This window comes from Shewanella sp. LZH-2, assembly GCF_016859145.1.
GTDB lineage: Bacteria > Pseudomonadota > Gammaproteobacteria > Enterobacterales > Shewanellaceae > Shewanella > Shewanella xiamenensis.
The window spans coordinates 2358901-2379290 of sequence record NZ_CP069350.1; the positions used below are offsets into that span (position 1 = coordinate 2358901).

Sequence of the window (20390 nt, forward strand, 5' to 3'; positions counted from 1 at the left end):
GTCTTTTACTCAGCATCTAGCTTGCAAACACTCGTACCTCCCCAAGTTGGCTTAACCCAAACTTTCCATAATCTCATCGGAAATTTCCGCATTATGATACACCTCTTGCACATCATCGTGCTCTTCGAGGGTATCGATAAGGCGCATAAACTTCTCGGCAGTCTCGGCATCTAACTCGGCTTTGGTCGAGGCTATCATCGCGATTTCGGCGTTATCACTGACAAACCCTGCGGCATCGAGGGCATCTTTCACCCCATAAAACTCGGTCGGTTCAGTAAATACATCAATCGCGCCATCATCGTAACTCACTACATCTTCAGCGCCCGCTTCGAGCGCCGCATCCATCAAGGCATCTTCATCTGCGCCAGGCGCATAGGACAATACTCCGCGTTTAGTGAACAAATAGGCAACCGAACCATCGGTACCTAAGTTACCGCCCGATTTGCTAAAGGCATTACGTACGCCGCTGACGGTACGGTTACGGTTATCTGTCATAGTTTCCACCATCACCGCGGTGCCGCCTGGGCCGTAACCTTCGTAAATAATGGTTTCGAGCTGCTGACCTTCAAGCTCGCCAGCACCGCGCTTAATCGCGCGCTCAATGGTATCGCGGGTCATATTGCCGCCGAGCGCCTTATCGATGGCGATTCGCAGACGCGGATTTGAATCGGGATCTGAGCCGCCTTCGCGGGCTGAAACCGTTAACTCACGGATAAATTTGGTAAAGAGTTTACCGCGCTTGGCATCTTGCGCTGCTTTGCGGTGTTTAATATTGGCCCACTTACTATGACCTGCCATGGGAGTTCTCCTCTACACGTAGCCATTGCACATCTTATCAATAGCCTAAGGTAACCTTGACGGTGCCTCGAATAAGGCGCCTTTACTCAATGTTCCTTTACACAGTGAATGACGGCAAATTAAGTGACGTCGATAACGCAGATATTGATAAGAAATGAAATGACGGGGTAAAAATAGACCGAGGCTTGCGCCTCGGTACTCGATAATCGCTAAAGATTAGTCTTCAGTCTTCGCGGCTTTCACCACGGAAATACCTAGTTCAGCTAATTGTTGTGGATTAGCAAAACCTGGCGCATTGGTTAACGGGCACGCCGCTGTGGTGGTTTTCGGGAATGCCATCACATCACGGATTGAGCTTGCGCCCGTCATCAGCATGATGATGCGGTCTAAACCAAAGGCTAAACCTGCATGTGGTGGCGTACCGTAACGTAACGCTTCGAGTAAGAAGCCGAATTTCTCTTTCGCTTCTTCGTCGGTAATGCCAAGAATGCGGAATACCGCAGACTGCATCTCTTGGTTGTGGATACGTACCGAACCACCACCTAATTCACAGCCGTTTAATACCATGTCGTAGGCATCTGACACACGGTTAGCAGGATTGGCTTCTAGCTCTTGAGGTGTCACGCCGCGCGGAGCGGTAAATGGATGGTGAACCGCGTGGAAGCTGCCGTTGATCTTCTCAAACATCGGGAAGTCAACCACCCACAATGGACGCCATTGACCTTCAAGCAGATTAAAGTCTTCACCGGCTTTAAGACGCAGTGCACCCATAGATTCAGCAACCACGGTCGCTTGGTCTGCACCAAACAGGATAATATCGCCAGTTTGTGCGCCAGTGCGGCTTATGATTTCGTTAACAATGCTCTCATTCAAGAACTTAAGCACAGGCGATTGAATGCCTTCTAACCCTTGATTCAGGTCGTTTAGCTTCATCCACGCTAAACCTTTAGCACCGTAGATACCCACGAACTTAGTGTAATCATCGATTTGCTTACGGGATAAGCTCGCGCCACCTGGAATACGCAGCGCCGCAACACGGCCTTCTTCATCATTGGCTGGACCTGAGAATACTGCAAACTCTACTTCTTTGAGCAAGTCAGCCACGTCCACCAGCTCTAATGGGTTACGTAAATCTGGCTTATCTGAACCGAAACGACGCATCGCTTCGTTGTAGGTCATGCGCGGGAATTCGCCTAGATCAACGTTCAGCATCTCAAGGAACAGACCACGCATCATCTCTTCGGTTTTCGCCATCACTTGCTCTGAGCTCATGAAAGACGTTTCGATATCGATTTGAGTAAATTCTGGCTGACGATCAGCACGTAAATCTTCGTCACGGAAGCATTTTACGATTTGATAGTAACGGTCAAAACCTGACATCATCAGCAGCTGTTTAAATAGCTGTGGTGATTGTGGCAGTGCGAAAAATTGACCTTTATATGTACGGCTCGGCACTAAATAGTCACGGGCACCTTCTGGGGTTGCCTTGGTCAGGATCGGCGTTTCAATATCTAAGAAACCATTTGAGTCGAGGAAACGACGCACAGCACTGGTCACTTTCGCGCGGAACATTAACCGCTGTGCCATTTCTGGGCGACGTAAATCTAAATAACGATATTTTAAACGCTGTTCTTCACTGTTGTTTTGATAGTTATCTAAGCTCAGCGGCAGTGGCTCAGAACTGTTGATAATAGTTAGTGCTTTACCCAACACTTCAATTTCGCCAGTTTTCATTTGTGCGTTAACTTGGCTATCAGGACGTGCACGAACCACGCCTTTTACCTGCACACAAAACTCAGCGCGCAGTGTGCTAGCCACATTGAACACTTCAGGTAAATCTGGATCGTAAACCACTTGGACCAGACCTTCTCTGTCTCTTAAATCTAAAAAGACTACGCCACCCAAATCACGGCTACGATTAACCCAACCTACCAAGGTAACTTCTTGTCCAACGTGAGACTTATTGACGTCTCCACAATAATGACTGCGCATCTAACTCTATCCTTTATCCGGAAACCGGTGCTTTGGAAATAATCAAAACGAGATAAAAGCGGCATTATAGTCAAATAATGCCGATTACCAAAGTACTTCACTTTTAGGCGGTGAAGTATCAAACAGTTTTACGCCCTTGACTAGAGGCGAACGCACTATCTATGCATAAACGTACAAAAAAACATCAAGCCACGCGGTAGCAACGCCCACCCGCCGTTTTGGCTTGATACATTAATTGATCCGCTTTTTTTAATAATTCAATCGCCGTATCACCATCGCGGGGATAAATCACCACACCGATACTCACAGCAATTTCTACCTTTACGCCTTCAAAAGTGAAGGGTGATGAAAGCGAGTGCAGAATATTATCAGCAACTTGGGTCGCGGCATCGAGATCTTGCACACGATTTAGCAGGATAACAAACTCATCGCCGCCAAATCGAGCCACAGTATCAGAATGGCGAACGGCTTGCGTCAGTAATCCCGCCACCCGTAGAAGCAAGGCATCACCTATTGGATGTCCATGCTGATCATTGATTTGTTTGAATCCATCTAAATCAATAAACAGCAGCGCAAAATGGCTCTGATCGCGACGATGGGCTAATAGTGCCTGCGATAATCGATCATCGAGTAAGCCTCGATTAGGTAACTGGGTTAATGCATCATGGTTCGCAACGTATTGCAAACGTTTTTCCGCCGCAATACGGCGAGTTATCTCACGATTTAGACGACGATTAACCACTAATACCGCGATCATCACCACCGATAAACTCAACGCTCCAAGCAATAAATAGCGGATCCAACGCAAGTATTGCCCATCGTCAGTGGCAATCGCGAAATTCACCCAATGGGAATAGATTTGTTGCTGCTTTTGCTGATCGATCTGCGCTAATACTCGGTTGATTAATGGTGCCAATGGGGTAAATTGCGGATTTATACCAAAATGACTATGCTGGTCGGCTAAATCGCTTAAGAGTGACATTTTAAGTAAAGGATACTGGCCTGTTTTTAACTCAGAGGCTAGCGTCACCACCTTATCAATAAACACATCGGCATTACCTTCATTTACCGCTAAAAGCCCTGAGTGCGTATCGGGTACCAATACGAGCTTCAGCGAAGGTTGTAGCATCATTAGTTGAGCGACAAGATGATAGCCTTCAACCACGGCCACTCTCTGACCTGCCAATTGTGCCAAATTAAAGACAGAGACTTGTTCAAGCTGCGATACTAGCCCCCATGGCGATGGCCAATAGGCATCACTAAAAACCACATGCTGTTGCCGCTCAGCGGTTTTAGCAATACTGCCCGCCAGTGCAATCTCTCCTGTTCGCAATGCGCGAATAAGCGACTGCCAATCATCAAACGCAACGGGTTGGATCTTAAGATGCAATTGCTGAGCGAACATATTTACGATATCACTATTAATGCCCGCGAATTGCCCTTGTTCATCGCTAAATTCCATGGGCGGCCACTGCTTAAGATAACCCAGTTTGAGTTCACCCAATTGTGAAAGATAGTTTTGTTCGCTGCTTGAGAGTTGGATACTGCGTAAGCCTGCCTGATTAAAAATACGGTCTTTAGGGTTAAGCATCCATTTTTGTTCAACATCAGCAAATTCCTGCATGCTAATGCTGTGAAATCCATTGCTGATCCGTTGAGTCAGTCCAGGATCATCGCTTCGAGTTAATACATAGATATCGGTAGGAAATTCCAGCTCAGGGTATTGATTAAAATCGGCCCATGCTTTGTTTTGCAGAAGATAATGGGTAGTCCATGCTCCCGCAGCAACAAACCCAACAATCTCCCCCGCTCTTGCACCAGCGACCATCGCATCCATACTGTCATAGTAACGCAATGACACATCCGGCAGTGCTTTGCGTAACTGGACTAAATATGGCGCCGTTGGCACAACACCAATACGTTTACCTTTTAAGCGATGTAAATCAGTTAATTGCTGTTGATACAAAAACAGTCGACTCTTTACCGTATACAAGTGCCACGCGCGAGTTAACCCCGTTTTCATGTCATCACTCTCGGGATAACCAATATGAGCATCGGCTAACCCTTGACGTACATCGTTAACACTGCCGTTCATATCGCCTGAGATAAAATCGACATCAATCCCCGTTTTAGCCGACCATAGTCGCCAAAGATCTACATAAAAACCATGGGGTAAACCATCAACACCTAAATCAACAAAAGGTTCAATTCCCAGTTGCATCGCGACTATCAGTCCCGCTTTTTGGCCGTGGTAACCCAACCAGCGACGCTCAGTTTGTTGGATAAATTTAGGGTCAAGAGCATTAAAGCCCGCCTTAATTTTATTCAGTAAGGCGGTATTGTGCTTCATCACCGCAGGCACAAATTGCATCGCTTTAATGGGGATACGAATATTGAGAGGAAAATTTGCTGCGATCGTTTGGTTAGAGGAAGGGTCGCGAAGATAACCGTCGAGCCCAGCAAACACCACTGTGTCACCCGCCGCCACACCTGCAAGTAGCTTTTCACGGCTTTCATAATATTTAAATACTAACGCAGGTTCGATACGGCGTAATTCCGCTTCATGGGAAGAACCGGACACAATTCCAATCTGGTAAGGCACCAATTCTTTAATGTTTTTTTTGCCCTGCAAGGATTTATGTAAATACAAATAGGTGCGAACATCAGCAATCGGATCGGCAAAATCAAATAGTTGTTCACGCTCCGGGGTTTTACCCATGCCAATATGCACTTGGGCGTTTCCCTGTTGTAACTGTGCGAGAGATTCATTCCAGTGTCGCGCAACAAAAACGAGTGAGGTATCGGTACGTTTACCCCACTCCTTCCAAAGATCGACTAATAACCCCGTGGCTTCGCCCTCGTTATCCACAAATTGATAGGGAAAGCTGTCTTCCCCCATCACCACGATAAGCGAATCAGTCGGTCCTTGACTGGCATTAACTGTGTTGTTCGAAAAAACACAACACAGGATCACAATAAGCTGGAACACTAACTTCAACTGGGGTCCCTAGTACCTGATGTACAATGTAAATACTTTGTTATTTATCGCATATTAGACAGAAATTTCTGGCAAATTACTAGCCCGAGACTTGCTGCTAGTCAACGGGATTCGTTAAAATGCGGGGTTGAACTTTCGAGACATTCCCAAATGAACGCTTCCCAAGATACTATCTACGCTCAAGCGAGCGAGCACATTAGCGATTTCCAGTTTGATAGCCGTGTTGCGGGTGTCTTTAGTGACATGATCCGCCGCTCCGTGCCTGGTTACACCCAAATTATCAATACTATCGGCGATTTTGCGGATCGTTTTGTTAAACCTAATACCCAGATTTACGACTTAGGATGCTCTTTAGGTGCTGCAACATTGAGCATTCGCCGCCAGATCCAAGGCCGTGACTGCCGAATTGTTGCCGTAGACAATAGTGAGTCTATGGTGACGCGCTGCCAAGAAAACCTCAATGCCTATGTCAGTGATACTGAGGTTGAGCTGATCTGCGGTGATATTCGCGATATTCACATCGAAAACGCCTCCTTAGTGGTGCTCAACTTTACGCTACAATTTTTACCTCCCGAGGACAGAGAGTCACTTATTGCCAAGATTTATCAAGGCTTAAATCCAGGAGGGATCTTAGTACTCTCGGAAAAAATCCGCTTTGATGATGCGCCAATTCAAAGTGTACTTGAAGAACTGCATCTCGACTTTAAACGAGCCAATGGCTATAGCGAGCTCGAAATCAGTCAAAAACGTAGTGCGCTGGAAAATGTCATGAAACCAGATACCTTAAGTACGCATCAACAGCGCTTAACTCGCCAAGGGTTTAGTCACTTTAGTACATGGTTCCAATGTTTTAACTTTGCTTCTATGGTGGCCATCAAGTGATTAATTTTAGCTCCTTTTATCAACAAATCGCCGACTCAAATTTACAACATTGGCTTGAAACCTTGCCAGCAATCCTCGGTAAATGGCAAAGAGAACACAAACACGGCAACCTCCCGAAATGGGAAAAAGTGCTTAATAAACTGCACTATCCAAGCCCAGATAAAGTCGATTTTGTTGATAGTGTCACGATAGGCACGGGTGAGCAGCTCACGCCAGGCGAAAAGGAAAAACTCGAGAATTTACTGCGGCTCTTTATGCCTTGGCGTAAAGGTCCATTCCATATTCACGGCATTCATATCGACACCGAATGGCGCAGCGATTGGAAATGGGATCGGGTTAAACCGCATATTTCGCCCCTGCAAAACCGTACAGTACTCGATGTAGGTTGCGGTAGCGGCTATCACATGTGGCGTATGTTAGGGGCAGGCGCTAAGCGCGTGGTAGGCATCGACCCTTCCCCGCTGTTTTTATGCCAATTTGAAGCGGTTAAACGCTTGAGTGGTGAGAATCACCCTGTGCACCTGTTGCCACTTGGTATTGAAGAACTTCCGCCATTGGATGCCTTCGATACAGTATTCTCCATGGGCGTCTTGTATCACAGACGCTCACCCATTGATCACTTGTTGCAATTACGCGATCAGTTACGTATGGGGGGAGAATTAGTATTAGAGACGTTAGTGATTGATGGTGATGAAAACGCCGTACTCGTCCCGCAAGATAGGTATGGCAAAATGAATAACGTTTGGTTTATTCCATCCGTTGCGGCACTGATGCTCTGGCTTAAAAAATGTGATTTCACCGACATACGTTGTGTCGATACCGATGTCACCGCCCTTGCCGAACAGCGCCGAACCGATTGGATGCCAAATGAATCACTGGTTGAATATCTTGACCCTAACGATATCACTAAGACTATCGAGGGTTACCCTGCGCCAAAACGCGCAACGATTATTGCAGTGAAAAATCAGCCGAATCAAGATTTGAATTAAGGCATGATACACTTAGGCATGTTAAAGCCATGTCATCCCATACCATGAGGGTCACTGCCCCGTTGCCTATGCCAAAAACATTGTTTACGGCTAGCCTGTTTGGCTGGTGTTTATTATCCTCTATTGGTGCAGCCTCTGCTGCACCAAGCCCTGTACCTCTGCTAGTGGAACAGTGTTTACGTCATCCTAATATTGACTTGACTAGCGCCTTTAGCCGCTATGCCAATACACATAATTTGCCCACTTTAATGCTCTCAGATAAAGCCTTGGTATTAGAGCAACACACCATAGGGCTTAATAACATTAATGATAGACTCAACTACTACCGAGGTTTATCTCTCTCGGGCGAAGAACGCCAAGGACTACTGCAATGTCAGTTGCGCCTTGCCGATATCCTAAACGACCTGCTGAGCCAAGCTGCATTCAACCAACTTGTTGATGAGCTCACTGATGCGGCTGATAAACATAGCAATGATGAGCATCTCACCCAAGATCAACTCTTATTCGGTGAACAATTAGTCGCATTACTACGTCAGCATCAATCCCCCCTTGATAAGGCCAAACTGCACACAGCACAAGCCACTATTCGACAAGGATTAGGCAGTCAACAATTTCATTTAGCGGTTCAAGCAACCCAATGCCAACTGCCAACTGAGGTTACTACTGCCAACACAGAAAATGTCGCCGTTGATGCAGCCGACAACGCCACAGAAACATCAAATACAACGTTTTCCGGCACGATTGTCGGTTATCTCTTAAAACAACCCGATCGCCACTGTCGGCAAATTCTGTGGCAGGCCTATCAAGGTCGTGCCCGCGAGCATAACCAACTCGCATTGCATCGTATTGCAGAATTGCGTCAACAAATGGCAAATGACGCAAACTTTATCGATTTTGCCAGTTACAGCTTGGCTGAACAGCAACTCAATTCTCCTGCATTAGTAAAACAGTTTCTCGACAGCCAAACTGAATCAATTGGAGTCGCACCTTGGGATGTCGGCCGTAAATTATCGCAGCTAAGTAGTGCCAAACAGATTTCCTTACACACTGGCGAAGTGCTCGATAATGCTTTTGCTATTCTCGGTGAGTATGGATTGAGTTTTGAAGTGATAGATGGGCATATTGCATCAACCGCGGCTCAACGGCAGCAACAAATCATCCGGGTTTACCACCAACATCGTTTGCTTGGTGAAGTGTATCTTGACGTAAATAGTCGGCATGCCAGTGCCAGTCAACATACCCTCAGACAAAGTGTAATTGGCCAACAGTTTGGTCAACAGGCACTCGAGCTTAATCCCACACTCAACAGTGACAAAGATATTGAACGTTTTTGCAATGCGTTAGCCCAAGCTGTTGTAGCACTTGCACGGGGAAGCCATTTTTATCTAAACAATACCTTAGGCCCGAGTCTCGATTCAAATCAGTTACCAAGCCTTTGGCTAGCCAATGTATTACACGAAACACTCTTTCCAAAATATGATATTCAACATATAGCGCCAAGGGAGATACTCGCCAAGGCCTATACCAAACAACTTAATGTGTTTCGCGCTAAAGTGGCGCTTAATTTTTATCAGTCTTTAAAACAGCAAAGCTATCCCGATCTACAAGCAGAGTTCAGTAAGAGTTTTGGCGCAAATTGGGAACAACCAATTGACTATGCATATAGTTTCAATGCAATCGCTAATGAAGGCCCACGCTATTATCAATCCCTGTGGCAAACGCAATTAGCTAAATTTGTCTATTTATCCACACAAGACTGCCAAGATAAACTTGGGCTTTTTAATCTGTTGGTAGTCAATGAGGCTGCACTCACCTTAAGTGAGCAACTACACGCTACTATTGGCGATCCCGTTGATGCGGCATCGCTTATCCAGAGGATTATCGTTGTCTTAGGATCGCACGCTAACGCAAGCAATTGTGCTTTTTAGCGGCTTAACACAATGGGAACGGTGATTTGCACACACCAGCAAACAATATCCACGCGTAATCTTACCGTCAGTAATAATCATACCGCTGCACATCGCCGCGATTATCGTCTCCCTATTAAATCACCGATACTATTGAATAAACGATCATGACTCGCCACTATAGGGCTAAACCTATCGTTTTTTTAGAAAACTGTCGTTAGACATTAGGATCTCCATGACTCGCGCTAAATCCACCCTTGAGCAATGGCGTATTTTACAGGCCGTCGTCGATTATGGCGGCTATGCGCAGGCGGCAGAAAAACTCAACAAGAGCCAATCGTCTCTCAACCATGCTGTCGCCAAGTTGCAACATCAATTGGGAATTGAGTTACTCGAAGTCCGTGGGCGTAAAGCCTATCTGACGCCACAGGGCGAAGTGTTACTGCGACGTTCACGCCATGTCACTCAATCTGTGAATGAATTAGAACAACTTGCTAGCAACCTAGAGCAAGGTTGGGAGCCAACGCTGACCATTGCCCGTGAAATTGTCTATCCGATGGAAAGCCTTGTATGTGCGCTAAGTGACTTTCTGCCCCATAGCCGTGGTACTCGCATTATTATGCTTGATTCAGTGATCACTGGGACGCAGGAGCTGATCCTGCAGAATAAAGTCGATATAGCCATTTGTGCAGGCATCCCACCCAAAGGCTATTTATCCGAGCCTCTATGTGAACAAGAGCTGCATCTGGTTTGCCACCCGAGCCATCCCTTAGCCGACATTGGCACTTTAGATGACGACAAACTGTTGGCACAGCATCTGCAATTAGTGATCAAAGACACGGGCGTGCAATCTAACATTGATATCGGCTGGCTCAAAGCCGAGCAGCGCTGGACAGTATCTAACTTCCATGAGGCGAAAGTTATTTTAAACCAGGGAATTGGTTTTTGTTGGATCCCATCCTTCCTTATCCAAGAAGAATTAGCCGCGGGTAAACTGGTGCGTTTACACCTGCAAGGCAGCCAGAAACGACGGATAATGCTTAGCCTTGTGATACCCAACCGCGATCACCAAGGCCCCGCCTCGAAACTGCTGGCCTCTTATATCCTAAAGCACCATGGTGTGAGCACTACCGATTGATAACGCTAAGGTTGTTTCCTCTAGCACGGCAAAATGAGTGCTTGGCAAATCGAGAATCACTGTTATTTGATTTATGGCTACTGAACTTGCAAACAGAGCACGCTTAAGCGATAGGCCTTAATGGGCAAACGCTACTCGGTTAATATTTGCGAGAATATCGAGAATTAGAGGCTAGACATTCACATCTAAGAAACGCGGACGATGCAGTGCTAAAGTTTGAGGGTTGAACAGGCCGCGAGTGTCTTGGCGGTTTGATGACTCAAGTGTTAATCCATTGGAAATAAGACTATTCTCCCCATAAACAGTCGAGCTAGACACCAATGCAGAATCGTCTATTGGTTCAGCTATCTCCCCACGATGTGCATCAACACTCGACTCATTGTGCACTAGTGTTGAGTTTTGATTACTGGCTAGCGCTGCTACGGCTACCGCATCATAGAAACGAACCGCATTGCTGCCCCTTTGGTTAAGATTCAATGCACTCTTGTTGAATAAGCGAGCGGATGATTCGAGTCGCTGTGAGGAAATCTGCGGATTTTCAGCTTGGCTAGATTGCACAGAACCAACGGCCAAGGTTGCTGTTGGAGGTTCAATTGTATCGCTATTTTCAACCTCTATGACATTTACGGCATCAGAGGTATCACTCGATGCAACCTGCGCCGCAATGGCTTGCTTAATCTTATCAATCACTTCGGTAACAGGAGCCGATGGCTCGTCTTGGGGGACCGTGATATTACCATCGGCATCAACCTTACCCGTGACTTGAATTTGACGTTCTTTGAGCGGTGGCAAGTTTTCAAGTTGCGCCTCGGCGCCTATTAAGGTTTCCGTTGTGGACTGGTCAACAATCTGCTGTTGACGTTCCTCAGCAAGTTTAGCCTTGGCCTCATTCATTTTCTGCAGTGCTTGCGCCGCCACGCGAATATCGGCAGAAGATGGGTCAACTGGCGCCATAGCGGCCGCATAGACTTGCTTCATCTTATTGATGGTCGCCAGAGGATCGCCTGGTACTATCGACACATCGATTTGTACTTCACCGTCGGTGGCATAGCGTTTGCCATCAGTACCTTTTTCATACTTGAAACTGGGGCTTTGGGCATATTGACCACCCACGCTGGCATGAGCGTGCTCGTGAGCTTTGACTTCTGTGTCCCTTGCTTTTAATTCGTCAATTTGGGCTTTTTGTTGCTCTATCGCCTTTTCTTGTGTCTGTTTGACTTGCTCTTTCGCTAAGTCTTGCTGGCGAGTTTGTTCGCCCTGTGTCTGCTGAGCTTGTTGGCTATTATCGGCTTTAGCAAAGGCTTCGGCTAATGCTTGTTGTTTTTGCTCCTGCTCTTGTATAGCCTTTTCCCTTGCTTGCTTAGCTTGCTCATCACGAACTTGTTCAGCTTGATTTTGCTGAATGTGAGAAAGTTCGCCTGCTACCGATTCACTCCCAACTGGTTCCTTGGTCGCTGCATGTTGGCCAAAGATATGACTAAACTGCTCACTCAAACTGTTTGCCTGAGGCGAGGTTCTATCACCAACGTTGGTCACCACCGAATCGCGGGTCCCCGAAGAAGTACCCACAACATCAGCCCCTGCAAACTCAGTAGCAAAAGGACTCATTGCAGTACTAGTGGCCTTTTGTTGTCCCAATGGTGCGATACTCGTTGTGATGGGATCTGAAGTCGGGAATATATTGGCGAAATCCGAATTTGACGAAGTAATACTACCGATATCGCTTTCAGTTGAGTAAGCGGTTGTGCTTGGCGCCAAAGACACCATAGGATTAACGGCACCATTCAAGGTTGAAAGCCCCATATCCGGAGCACTCAACACTGACACGGCTGTCTGAGAGGCAGCAATTTGCCCACCTCTCATGCCACCTATGGAACGAGGTCCTGTGAGTAAACTAAAACTTTTATTAGTTGAAGACTGTGAAGTCGAATCTATCAGTTTTGGAGCGGAGGGGTTTGAATATAGCTGAGCAGAAGCGTTTACACCTAAATCTACAATAGCTTTCTGTATCGCAACATTATTCGCGCTAGAAGAAAGGCTCGCATAACTCGATTTAGCGCCTGCCAATAACTCAGGCTGAGTCCCAGTGAAAGGCAAAGTTTGGTTGGACGCAGCAGTAAAGCTACTTAAAGACGGTTCAAGTGCCCCACTCACTTCGGATTTTGGTGCATGCAGGCTAGCCGTTGAAGCGCTATGTTTAGCAACCGTCTGACTATTGTCACCTTGATAAACCAGTCCACTTTGAGGTCTTGCTCCTTTTAGCGGCTCAATCGGCTTATCAGCACTCAAAAACGAATTGGATGGCGCGCCAACCTGGGATGACAGCGCCATGACCGACATAGTTACACCTTGATGTTAATAATCGAACCTATAGTTTCAGATTCTCTCTCGAGTACCTCAGTCGATGCTTCGCCTTGTCGCAATGATGAGTTGGCAGCAACTAATGCTGAAGTTTTATCGGTTTCATCTACCGCCTTGGCGGTTTCTGTGGGTGCAGCGCTTTGCGAAGGACTCGGTTTAGCCACATCAATCGTAGCCTGTGTTAATCCTGATTGAGCCGTTTGCAAGCCTTGCAGACCGGAAGCATAAGCAGATTGGATTTGCATAAAGGGATTCCTGCATCTGGTGAACACTAGGTTAATTATTGACCAAACCTACCTTGATGTACAGATTTATCCCTCTTATGGACAGCTTTTTTGCTCATTTTCAGCTCCTTTTTAACAGGCTATCCAAGCCGATTCCCAATCCTTAAAGACGGGGTTAAATCCCTTGAGCCGCATTTGACTGATGACCTGCTCAACAGTTCGCTCATCGCTGATCTCAAACTGATCGAGCTGACTATCAGGTGCTTGGTAACCTCCGGGCTGAGTTGAACTGCCCGCACTCATTTGCGTTATCCCAAGAGGCAGTAAATTGTCCCGAAGCGATGGTGCCTCGCGGGTCGATAAACTGATATCAAGTTGTTGATTAAACAGTCTAAAGGCACAGATCATTTGCACCAGTCCCAGATCGGTTAAATGCACTTTTGGTGTTATGCCACCAGTACAAGGCCGCAAACGTGGTAGAGAAATACTAAAACGAGTACGCCAGTAATGTCGTTCTAAATAGTCCAAATGATGACCCATCAACAAGGCATCGAGCCGCCAGTCATCTAATCCTAGTAACACACCTAGGCCTATCTTATCGATACCCGCACGGGCAACACGATCGGGCGTGGCAAGCCGATAGGCGAAGTCCTGTTTTTTCCCTCGGGTGTGATGTTTAGCATAAGTCGCGGCTTGGTAGGTTTCTTGATACACCATCACAGCATCGAGTCCTCGCTCAACGAGCTGGCGATAATCAATCTCCTCAAGCGGCTGCACCTCCATAGCCACATAACTAAACAGCTGTTTTACCAACGGTAAAACCCGCTGAAAGTAATCCATTCCAACTTTAGTTTCATGCTCTCCCGATACTAGCAAGATAGAATCAAAGCCGCGGGATTTTATAATCGCCATTTCGGCAGCAAGTTCCTGCTCATTGAGCACTTTGCGCTTGAGCTTATTGCTCATGCTAAAACCACAGTAATCGCATTCGTTAGCGCAAAGATTGGACAAGTACAGTGGTAAGTACAATCCGATATTGGCCCCAAAGCGTTGCCGAGTGAGCGCTGCCGAGCGCTGTGCCATCTCTTCGATATAGGGCTCGGCCGCAGGAGACAGCAAAGCGAGCAGACTCTGTAAGTTGCCTTCTGGTTGAACTAGGGCACGTTCAACATCAGCAGCAGTGCATGAATACAACGCCAGCAATAACTTATCCCGTTCAATGCGGGCAAAATGGTCGACAAAACTCATTGCTGTAGGAATCCGGTTAGTGGGCTGGTATGCACCGCCTGAGTTTGCACCCGGCCAAGCCCCGCTTCAAAGGCGCGTCGACCGCAATCTACCGCATCCTTAAAGCACAACGCCATTTCAATCGGAGATGCGCTGCTGGCAATGGCGGTATTAACCAGCACGGCATCGGCACCTAACTCCATCGCGTGCGCTGCATGGGATGGCGCGCCAATTCCCGCATCAATCACCACCGGCACCCTTGCTTGCTCGATAATCATCTTGATGAAAGGCTCCGTCACCAACCCCTGATTGGTGCCAATTGGGCTTGCCAGTGGCATCACAGCGGCGCAGCCGACATCCTCTAAACGTCGGCACAGCACGGGATCGGCATGCACATAGGGCATCACAATAAAGCCACGTTCACAGAGGATTTTGGCTGCGGCTAATGTCTCGACCGCATCGGGCATCAGGTATTTGGGATCGGGATGAATTTCAAGTTTAACCCATTGTGTTCCCAGTATTTCCTGCGCTAATTCCGCGGCGAATATCGCTTCCTTAGCATTACGCGCGCCCGCGGTATTAGGCAAGAGTCGCACGCCCGCTTGCCTAAGTGGCGAGAGCAAATCATCGGCCCCAGTTTTTAAATCAATTCTTTTCATTGCAACGGTCACCAACTGCGACTGAGACGCCTTAATTGACTCCAGCATCAGCTGACTTGAGCTGAATTTTCCCGTGCCCGTAAATAATCGTGACTCAAATTCCACACCTGCAATCGTTAACATCTTAACCTCCCGCGACCACGGCAAATACATCAATCTTATCCTCATGGTGGCATAGGATAGATGACCATCGGTGTTTTGGCACAACGGCCTCATTAAGCACTAAGGCAACCGAGTGTTGGCAAATATTTTGTGCTTCTAACAAGGCTTGTAAACTGAGCGGTTGTTGAAGTGTTTGGGGCACATTATTGAGATGAATTAAAATCATAACAAACCTCGATTAGGGACAGATTTGAATGAAGCAGCTGTGGTTGATTGCATTAATGCACTCGGCTTTAACCCGCACACCTTGCACTCGGGATCACGGGTTAATGCGGCCGAATGCCATTGGAGTAACTTGGCATCGAAACGCCAAAATCGGCCAAGTAGCGCTCTCGTGGAGGTGACTGGGTGACTTGTCTCTTCGAAAGACTGATTACCCGTTTGTTTTGTTGTAGAAGTTGGCGGCGTGGCTAAGAGCAACAATTGCATCGCTAGCAGCGCCTGCATCGATGCCATCACGCCGACACTGGGGCCGAGCACTCCTTGACTGCTACAGTTTTGTGGCGCGCGAGAATTCGAGGGGAAGATACAGTGATAACAGCCGCCTGCGGGAAATCGCCGCTGATCAACCGCAAACAATTGGCCGTTAAAGGCAGCAATCGAGGCGCTCACCAAAGGCAAGGCATGCTCAATACACAACCGATTGATACAATGGCGCGCAGTAAGGTTATCAGTACAATCAAGCACTAACCTCGTCTCTTCACCATGGGTTAACAGACCAGAAAATACAGTGTTCGCAGACTCGAGAGTCAAATGCTCGGCAAAGGCATCAATCTCACAACCGTGCGCCAACACGGCCAATTTCTGTTTAGCAATGAGGGCTTTGTGATGACCAATATCGTTGTCACTAAAGAGTAACTGCCTTGGCAGATTGGATAATTCCACCCTATCGCCATCGACAAGCGTTAAGCGCCCGACTCCGGCACAAGCCAAATATTGCGCCGCCAATTGCCCGAGGCCGCCTAAGCCGACGATAAGCACATGAGCCTGTTTAAGCTGCAACTGGCCAGCCTCGCCGACCTCGGGTAAAAATATTTGCCGCGAATAACGAATAAAGTCTTTATCGGCAAGGGATTGCGCCTGCTCTTGTGTCATGCTCATAAGCTTGACTCCCAAGCTCGCGTCAATTCGGCAAAGGCCATTATTGGATCGCTTGATTCGGTAATCGCCCGCACCACGGCAATATTGCTCACCCCAGTCGCTTTGACTTGGGCAAAATTCGAAGGCCCGATGCCGCCAATTGCCACTAAGGGATAATGCGCTTTTAACAGTTCAACATAATGCGCTAACTTGAATAACCCTTGTGGCATCGATGGCATTTGCTTGGTCGTCGTCGGGAAAATATGCCCAAGGGCGATGTAAGATGGCGCATGTTGATGGGCACGCAGCAACTCGAAATAACCGTGGCTAGAGATGCCAAGCGCCAATCCCGCGCCATGAATGGCGTTTAGATCCGTCACCGCTAGATCTTCTTGTCCAAGATGGACCCCAAATGCGCCATGCTTTATCGCTAATTGCCAATGGTCATTGATAAAAAGCTGCGCATCATAATGCTTACCTAAGGCAATCGCGGTTTGGATTTGTGCCTCAAGTTCGTCCGACGTCAACGCATTAGACTTTAGCGCATTAGGCTTTATCCTGAGCTGTACCGTCTTCACGCCCGCCGCCAATAACTGTTCTAGTAACTGTAGGTTATCGACAACTGGATAAATCCCTAAGTCAGGATCAAGGCGCTTAAACGCGCCGCATTGCAAATCACTGGATTCACTCAAGCTGTTTTGAGAATAAGCAGTGACGTGAGGATACGTCGTTAAATTATGCGGCCAAGCGGTACGCGCGAGTGGCCCAGGGCCTTGACCAATCCCCTGTGCTTGAGTTAAACCTTGATTGACATAGGCTTTTGCTACCACAACCGCATCCTGCAATACAAAGCCAGAGGCTAACACCGTGGCGATGGCTGAAGACAGAGTACAACCACTGCCGTGGTTATGGCGCGTGTTTATCCGCGCACTACTGAGCCAAAAACCGCCATTTGCGTCGAGCGGTGAGCAGCCAGTAACCTGATGACAAATCAACAAATCTTCCGCAAAATGCTGATTCTCTGTAGCAATGCGATGACTTGTGATATCGCTTTTTTGATCGCTTAAGACATCACTGGTGTTAATGCCAGCACTTGCCTGAACCGCAAAATCAATATCGCCGCCCTTGGCTAATACGCTGCACGCTAATTGTTCAGAGAGTTGAATTGTCGCAGCGGCGAATTCAGCTTTTGTGTGTATTGCTGACGCTTGTTTGTCTTTGGCGACAATAAGCCTTGCCAACTCCTGCACATTCGGCGTTATCAGGCTAATCAAGCCCTTAAAGGGAGTAAAATCTAGCGGCCGACTCGCCGCGCTCTTATCGCCGAGTTCGTCTCCACAGCTTGCAACCATCACAGGGTCGAGAATAACGGGGGCGAGTGGAAATTGGGTTTTAAAACCAGCCAACCAATCGGCAACTAAGTGCACTTGCTGCTGATTTGCGAGTAAGCCAATTTTGATCGCCTGAGGCGGTAAATCAGCTAACAGGGTCGAGAGCTGTGTGAGTAACATTGCCTCACTCACAGGCTCAACTAACGCCACCGTCACCGAACTTTGGGCCGTTAGCGTGGTGATCACGCTGCACCCATGGCCGCCCAAATCCTTGATGGTGGCTAAGTCGGCTTGGATCCCCGCGCCGCCACCGCTGTCTGAACCCGCAATGGTCCAGACGATAGGTTTAGGTGCCACCTGGCTAATATCTTTAGTAAGGGTCATTATCAAACCTCCGCAACCTGTGCTGTTGGTTTGAGCTCACTCCCATCCTGATACTTGCCCGATTCATTGGCAGTTTTAGCTGTATTAGCCTCGCCCATCGGTAGATACAACTTGGCGCCCGAGGCAGCAAACTCAGCCGATTTTTGCGCCATGGCCGCCGCTAATTCATCTTGAATTTTGACTCTGATCTGCTGGATTGCTTCTGTGTTTGATTGCCCTTGTTGAGCAGGGTTTATCGATGCAAGCGCTTCAGCGCTCTCAACATTTTGGCTTGACGAAGCCACTGACAACGTACCCGCCGCTAAGCTTGCCGCATAGTCGCGCACATCTTGGGTGATCTTCATTGAGCAGAACTTAGGGCCGCACATAGAGCAAAAATGCGCTACCTTGGCCGACTCTTGTGGCAGGGATTCATCGTGATAGGCACGCGCGGTCTCAGGGTCAAGTCCGAGGTTATATTGATCTTCCCAGCGGAATTCGAAACGCGCCTTAGATAACGCATTGTCGCGGATCTGCGCGCCCGGGTGGCCTTTGGCAATATCGGCGGCATGGGCGGCAATCTTGTAGGCAATCAGCCCTTGTTTGACATCCTGCTTATTGGGTAAACCTAAGTGCTCCTTCGGCGTCACATAGCAGAGCATGGCGCAGCCATACCATGCGATCATCGCAGCCCCAATTCCGGAGGTGAAATGATCGTAACCCGGCGCAATATCAGTAATTTGCGGCCCTAGGGTATAAAACGGCGCCTCGGCGCAGTGGATTAGCTGCTTATCCATATTCTCTTTGATAAGTTGCATCGGGATATGCCCGGGCCCTTCGATAATGGTCTGCACATCGTATTTCCAGGCGATTTTGACCAACTCGCCTAAGGTCTCAAGCTCGGCAAACTGCGCCTCATCATTGGCATCGGCAATCGAGCCTGGACGCATACCATCGCCTAATGACAGCGACACATCGTAGGCCACGCACAGCTCGCAAATCTCACGAAAATGGGTATAGAGGAAGTTTTCTTGATGGTGACTCAAGCACCATTTGGCCATGATTGAGCCGCCGCGGGATACAATCCCAGTTACCCGTTTGGCGGTCATCGGCACATAGCGCAATAACACGCCAGCATGGATGGTAAAGTAATCGACGCCCTGCTCCGCTTGTTCAATCAAAGTGTCGCGAAACACTTCCCAGGTAAGGTGCTCAGCAACGCCATTCACTTTTTCCAGTGCTTGATAAATCGGCACTGTGCCAATCGGCACTGGCGAGTTACGGATAATCCATTCACGGGTTTCATGGATATACCGGCCAGTGGACAAGTCCATCACAGTGTCCGCGCCCCAACGGGTTGACCAAACAAGCTTTTCCACTTCCTCCTCGATGGAAGACGTAACCGCCGAGTTACCGATATTGGCGTTCACTTTGACTAAAAAGTTACGGCCAATAATCATAGGCTCAGCTTCTGGATGATTGATATTTAACGGAATAATGGCGCGTCCACGGGCAATTTCGTCGCGGACAAACTCAGGGGTAATTGGTTTACCTATTACGGCACCAAAGGATTCACCATGGCCGCGGCGGTTTAAGATTTCATCTTGCACCTGGGCGAGCGCCATATTTTCCCGAATCGCCACATATTCCATTTCAGGGGTAATAATCCCTTGGCGAGCATAGTGTAATTGGCTCACGCGTTTACCCGGTAAAGCACGGCGAGGACGAACAATCGCACTTGAGTCAGCTTCGAAGCGCAGATGATCTAAGCCATCATCCTTTAGGCGTTGCTGGGTAAAATCTGAGGTCGCACAATCAAGCACTTCAGTATCTTGGCGCTCAATAATCCACGGTAATCTGAGTTTGGCTAGTCCTTGACGCACGTTAATTTGCGCAGCCGGATCGGAATAAGGACCGGCACAGTCATACACCGGAATGGGAGGATTTTTCTCGACTATCGGTGCGGCCGTAGTGCCGCCAATCCGCGTATCAGTTTGCAGAATTTGCAGCATCCCTACACGGATATCCTCACGGCTTCCCTGCAAATACAACTTTTGCGAATTAGGGTGTTGTAATGGTTTAAGGGTATCGATAAAGGCTTGGGCCTCGGCGCGCGCCGCACGGCGGCTCCTTTGCCCATGAGTGTTCACGGCAAGTGATTCTGAGGACGATTCTAAACTGGACATAAGCAATCTCACTTTAACAAATAAAAATGGGGTTGCTTGTCTGGAGACTTGAGTGTTGAGAGCTGAGCCTTGTAAACCGTAAGTGGATTTACT

The 20390-nt window shown here is 47.9% G+C and carries 15 protein-coding genes; 4 read left to right on the plus strand and 11 right to left on the minus strand.

The features are described 5' to 3' along the window. Positions 1 to 51: 51 nt before the first annotated feature. The 3 genes from JM642_RS10530 to JM642_RS10540 all read right to left on the minus strand — a co-directional run bounded on the left by JM642_RS10530 (position 52) and on the right by JM642_RS10540 (position 5788). Entirely contained in the window at positions 52 to 798 is a 747-nt protein-coding gene (locus JM642_RS10530; protein ID WP_203431740.1) for a YebC/PmpR family DNA-binding transcriptional regulator, read from the minus strand. Between the two features lie 216 nt (positions 799 to 1014). Continuing rightward, positions 1015 to 2790 (minus strand): aspartate--tRNA ligase, encoded by a 1776-nt coding sequence (gene aspS / locus JM642_RS10535; protein WP_203431741.1) that lies wholly within the window; start codon positions 2788 to 2790, stop codon positions 1015 to 1017. Positions 2791 to 2974: 184 nt separating this feature from the next. Then, positions 2975 to 5788, minus strand: a complete 2814-nt coding sequence (locus tag JM642_RS10540) for a transporter substrate-binding domain-containing protein (RefSeq protein ID WP_203431742.1) — start codon at positions 5786 to 5788, stop codon at positions 2975 to 2977. 150 nt (positions 5789 to 5938) lie between these two features. Between JM642_RS10540 and cmoA the strand changes: the two genes are divergently transcribed. From cmoA to JM642_RS10560, 4 genes are all read left to right on the plus strand, one after another. Continuing rightward, positions 5939 to 6670 carry a carboxy-S-adenosyl-L-methionine synthase CmoA gene (gene cmoA, locus JM642_RS10545; protein WP_037418836.1) on the plus strand — a complete coding sequence of 244 codons (732 nt, stop codon included), beginning with the start codon at positions 5939 to 5941 and terminating at the stop codon, positions 6668 to 6670. Further along, positions 6667 to 7659: a tRNA 5-methoxyuridine(34)/uridine 5-oxyacetic acid(34) synthase CmoB gene (gene cmoB / locus JM642_RS10550; protein WP_047539995.1), complete on the plus strand. Its 993-nt coding sequence runs from the start codon at positions 6667 to 6669 to the stop codon at positions 7657 to 7659. The genes cmoA and cmoB overlap by 4 nt, the downstream gene beginning before the upstream one ends. A 68-nt stretch (positions 7660 to 7727) precedes the next feature. Further along, complete coding sequence (locus JM642_RS10555; RefSeq protein ID WP_203431743.1) at positions 7728 to 9587, plus strand: M3 family metallopeptidase; 1860 nt, start codon at positions 7728 to 7730, stop codon at positions 9585 to 9587. A 214-nt stretch (positions 9588 to 9801) separates the two neighbouring features. Further along, a complete protein-coding gene (locus JM642_RS10560; protein WP_037431654.1) occupies positions 9802 to 10704 on the plus strand; it encodes a LysR family transcriptional regulator in 903 nt (300 codons plus the stop codon). A 171-nt stretch (positions 10705 to 10875) separates the two neighbouring features. Here JM642_RS10560 and JM642_RS10565 read toward each other — a convergent pair whose 3' ends face one another. From JM642_RS10565 to thiC, 8 genes are all read right to left on the minus strand, one after another. Beyond that, positions 10876 to 13044 (minus strand): putative metalloprotease CJM1_0395 family protein, encoded by a 2169-nt coding sequence (locus tag JM642_RS10565; protein ID WP_203431744.1) that lies wholly within the window; start codon positions 13042 to 13044, stop codon positions 10876 to 10878. 2 nt (positions 13045 to 13046) lie between these two features. Next, positions 13047 to 13310 (minus strand): hypothetical protein, encoded by a 264-nt coding sequence (locus JM642_RS10570; RefSeq protein ID WP_037418823.1) that lies wholly within the window; start codon positions 13308 to 13310, stop codon positions 13047 to 13049. 111 nt (positions 13311 to 13421) lie between these two features. Beyond that, positions 13422 to 14537: a 2-iminoacetate synthase ThiH gene (gene thiH, locus JM642_RS10575; RefSeq protein ID WP_203431745.1), complete on the minus strand. Its 1116-nt coding sequence runs from the start codon at positions 14535 to 14537 to the stop codon at positions 13422 to 13424. Further along, a complete protein-coding gene (locus tag JM642_RS10580; protein ID WP_203431746.1) occupies positions 14534 to 15298 on the minus strand; it encodes a thiazole synthase in 765 nt (254 codons plus the stop codon). The genes thiH and JM642_RS10580 overlap by 4 nt, the downstream gene beginning before the upstream one ends. Before the next feature lies 1 nt (position 15299). Beyond that, positions 15300 to 15503, minus strand: coding sequence for a sulfur carrier protein ThiS (gene thiS, locus JM642_RS10585; RefSeq protein ID WP_037430926.1), 204 nt, complete (start codon positions 15501 to 15503; stop codon positions 15300 to 15302). Further along, positions 15500 to 16438, minus strand: coding sequence for a HesA/MoeB/ThiF family protein (locus JM642_RS10590; RefSeq protein WP_203431747.1), 939 nt, complete (start codon positions 16436 to 16438; stop codon positions 15500 to 15502). The genes thiS and JM642_RS10590 overlap by 4 nt, the downstream gene beginning before the upstream one ends. Next, entirely contained in the window at positions 16435 to 18132 is a 1698-nt protein-coding gene (gene thiE / locus JM642_RS10595) for a thiamine phosphate synthase (RefSeq protein WP_203431748.1), read from the minus strand. Before thiE ends, JM642_RS10590 begins: the two co-directional genes overlap by 4 nt. Positions 18133 to 18134: 2 nt before the next feature. Next, positions 18135 to 20297 (minus strand): phosphomethylpyrimidine synthase ThiC, encoded by a 2163-nt coding sequence (thiC, locus tag JM642_RS10600; protein ID WP_203431749.1) that lies wholly within the window; start codon positions 20295 to 20297, stop codon positions 18135 to 18137. Positions 20298 to 20390 lie beyond the last annotated feature (93 nt).

What these genes read in the sequence shown, in the direction of transcription:
- JM642_RS10565 (WP_203431744.1), bottom strand. Translation starts at nt 13,044, where the DNA reads ATGTCGGTCATGGCGCTGTCATCCCAGGTTGGCGCGCCATCCAATTCG.
- JM642_RS10580 (WP_203431746.1), bottom strand. Translation starts at nt 15,298, where the DNA reads ATGTTAACGATTGCAGGTGTGGAATTTGAGTCACGATTATTTACGGGC.
- JM642_RS10590 (WP_203431747.1), bottom strand. Translation starts at nt 16,438, where the DNA reads ATGAGCATGACACAAGAGCAGGCGCAATCCCTTGCCGATAAAGACTTT.
- thiH (WP_203431745.1), bottom strand. Translation starts at nt 14,537, where the DNA reads ATGAGTTTTGTCGACCATTTTGCCCGCATTGAACGGGATAAGTTATTG.
- aspS (WP_203431741.1), bottom strand. Translation starts at nt 2,790, where the DNA reads ATGCGCAGTCATTATTGTGGAGACGTCAATAAGTCTCACGTTGGACAA.
- thiS (WP_037430926.1), bottom strand. Translation starts at nt 15,503, where the DNA reads ATGATTTTAATTCATCTCAATAATGTGCCCCAAACACTTCAACAACCG.
- thiE (WP_203431748.1), bottom strand. Translation starts at nt 18,132, where the DNA reads ATGACCCTTACTAAAGATATTAGCCAGGTGGCACCTAAACCTATCGTC.
- JM642_RS10530 (WP_203431740.1), bottom strand. Translation starts at nt 798, where the DNA reads ATGGCAGGTCATAGTAAGTGGGCCAATATTAAACACCGCAAAGCAGCG.
- thiC (WP_203431749.1), bottom strand. Translation starts at nt 20,297, where the DNA reads ATGTCCAGTTTAGAATCGTCCTCAGAATCACTTGCCGTGAACACTCAT.
- JM642_RS10555 (WP_203431743.1), top strand. Translation starts at nt 7,728, where the DNA reads ATGCCAAAAACATTGTTTACGGCTAGCCTGTTTGGCTGGTGTTTATTA.
- cmoA (WP_037418836.1), top strand. Translation starts at nt 5,939, where the DNA reads ATGAACGCTTCCCAAGATACTATCTACGCTCAAGCGAGCGAGCACATT.
- JM642_RS10560 (WP_037431654.1), top strand. Translation starts at nt 9,802, where the DNA reads ATGACTCGCGCTAAATCCACCCTTGAGCAATGGCGTATTTTACAGGCC.
- JM642_RS10570 (WP_037418823.1), bottom strand. Translation starts at nt 13,310, where the DNA reads ATGCAAATCCAATCTGCTTATGCTTCCGGTCTGCAAGGCTTGCAAACG.